Raw genomic sequence first — 2,471 nt, 5'->3', positions numbered from 1 at the left:
GCACTATCTCAAGGCGCTGGGCGGCGCCTATGCGGTCATACGGCTGGTGCTGGAGGAGGCAGGCAAGTGGCTCGGCCGCACCGTCGATATCGGCGAGATCAACGACGCCAAGGTGCGCGAGATCGCGTCCAGCATGATCTTTGTCTGCGCCACCGACGGCAATCATGGCCGCTCGGTCGCGCAGGGCGCCGGCCTGGTCGGCGCGCGCTCGGTGATCTTCGTCCATGCTGGCGTAAGCCGTGAGCGTGTCGCGGCCATCGCCCGCTTCGGCGCCGAGATCGTGCGCATAGCCGGCGACTACGACCAGTCGGTCAGGGAAGCCGCGCGCGTCGCCGCCGAGCGCGGCTGGACCGTCGTCTCCGACACGTCCTGGCCGGGCTACGAACGGATACCGGGACTGGTGATGCAGGGCTACACCGTGATCGTGCGCGAAGCGCTGAGGCGCTTGCCCAAGTCGCCCACCCATGTCTTCCTGCAGGCCGGCGTCGGCGGCTTTGCCGCGGCGGTGGCCGGCCATCTCGCCATCGTGCTTGGCGAGCATCGCCCGAGGGCAGTCGTGGTCGAGCCCGCGCGGGCGGCCTGCGTCTACGCCACCGCAAAGGCCGGACGGCCGGTCGCGATTGCGCACACCAAGCCCACGGTGATGGCGATGCTCGAATGCGCTGAACCGTCACTGGTCGCCTGGCGCGTGCTGGCGCGCGTCGGCGATGCCTTCATGACGGTGGAGGAAGAGGATGCGGTCGCCGTGATGAAGCGGCTGGCGCGACCCTTGGGCCACGATCCGGCGATCATCTCCGGCGAAAGCGGCGGTGCGGGGCTCGCCGGACTGATCCGCGCGGCAGGCGACAAGCAGATGCGCGCGGCACTCGACCTCGACACCCATTCGCGCGTGCTCGTCATTAACTCCGAGGGGGCGACCGACCCCGGCCGCTATGCCGAACTGGTCGGCGTGGCGCCGGACGACGTGCTGATGCAGCCTGCCTGAAACAAGTCCGGAAAGTATATAACGGTCAGGCTCGGCGGCTTCGCCGTAGCAGGCTCGGCGACTTCGCCGTAGCTTTCGGTCCGGGTGCGTAAAGAACAGGCTTAGGGGCGACGATGGCCAAACTCGACCAGCAGGCACTGCACCGCGAGATGACGGCGTGGCGGCACGATCTCCACGCGCATCCCGAATTCGGCTTCGAGGAGAAGCGCACCTCGGCCTTCGTTGCCGAAAAACTCCGCGCGTTCGGGCTGGAGGTCGCCGAAGGCATCGGCGGCACCGGCGTCGTCGGCACGCTGACCAGGGGCAGCGGCAACCGGGCGATCGCACTGCGCGCCGACATGGACGCGCTGCGCATCGCCGAGCAGGGCACGATGGCCTACCGCTCCCAGACACCCGGCACCATGCATGCCTGCGGCCATGACGGCCACACCTCGATGCTGCTCGGCGCGGCAAAGCTGCTTGCCGCCGAAGGCGGCTTCGACGGCACGGTGCGCTTCATCTTCCAGCCGGCCGAGGAATGGGGCAGGGGCGCGCTTGCCATGCTGGACGACGGACTGCTCGAGCGCTTCCCCTTCGAGGAGATCTTCGGCCTGCACAACATGCCGGGCCTGCCCATTGGCCATTTCGAGACCCGCGTCGGGCCGATCATGTCGGCCGAGGACAATTTCGAGATCGTGCTGAAAGGCGTCGGCGGCCATGCCGCGCGTCCACATGCCGGCCAGGAGACGCTGGTCGCCGCCTGCGCGCTGGTCGTCAACCTGCAGACCATCGTCTCGCGGCGCCTGAGCCCCGCCGACATCGGCGTCGTTTCGGTCACCGAGCTGATCACCGATGGCACCCGCAACGCGCTGCCGGGCCTTGCCCGCATCCTCGGCGACGCCAGGAGTTTCCGGCCCGAGGTGAGTGCCGCGATCGAGAAGGAGATGCGCCGCATCGCCGAGGGCACGGCGCAGGCCTATGACGTCGCCGCCGAAGTCACTTACACGCGCGAGTTCGTGCCGCTGGTCAACGACGCAAGCCTGGTCGACGAAGCTTTTGCTGCGGCCCGGAGCGTGCTGGCCGGCGATGCCGTCGGCGTCGCGGCCGAGCCGATGACCGGCTCGGAGGATTTCGCCCGCTTCCTCGCCCATGTGCCGGGCTGCTTCATCTTCCTCGGCAACGGCGCCTCCGCACCGCTGCACAATCCGTCCTATGATTTCAATGATGAAGGCCTGGTCCATGGCGCGCGGTTCCATGCGGCAGTGGTGCGGCGGCGGCTGGCGGCGGAGGGCCCCTAAACCCCATCCCCCGCCTTCTCGATCGCCTCGAGATAGAACATCTTGCTTGGCTGCAGATGGTCGACGCAGAGCTGCGCCAGCACCCAGTTGTCCCGGCGCTTCATTGCCTCGATCATGAACCAGTGGTGCTGGCGCGAGACTTCCAGCTTCTGCGGATCGGCGAGTGAGTTCGCCCGCACCGGTAGGCTGAGCCGCATGTAGTGGTCGAT

2 protein-coding genes and 1 pseudogene are annotated in these 2,471 nt (G+C 68.0%); 2 read left to right on the top strand and 1 reads right to left on the bottom strand.

Annotation, left to right across the window (positions count from 1 at the left end):
- Positions 1 to 985 (top strand): diaminopropionate ammonia-lyase (locus EN742_RS31735; protein ID WP_128333717.1); only part of this gene is annotated, 985 nt, incomplete at its 5' end.
- A 113-nt stretch (positions 986 to 1,098) separates the two neighbouring features.
- The gene (locus EN742_RS31730; RefSeq protein WP_127407468.1) at positions 1,099 to 2,262 is read left to right on the top strand and encodes a M20 aminoacylase family protein; all 1,164 of its coding nucleotides are present in this window, start codon (positions 1,099 to 1,101) and stop codon (positions 2,260 to 2,262) included.
- Here EN742_RS31730 and EN742_RS31725 read toward each other — a convergent pair.
- Positions 2,259 to 2,471, bottom strand: a pseudogene (locus tag EN742_RS31725) (GntR family transcriptional regulator); the annotation flags it as partial. The gene EN742_RS31730 and the pseudogene EN742_RS31725 overlap by 4 nt on opposite strands.

This window comes from Mesorhizobium sp. M4A.F.Ca.ET.020.02.1.1, assembly GCF_004022645.1.
Lineage (GTDB): Bacteria > Pseudomonadota > Alphaproteobacteria > Rhizobiales > Rhizobiaceae > Mesorhizobium.
This window is presented reverse-complemented; position numbering and strand designations above follow the sequence as displayed.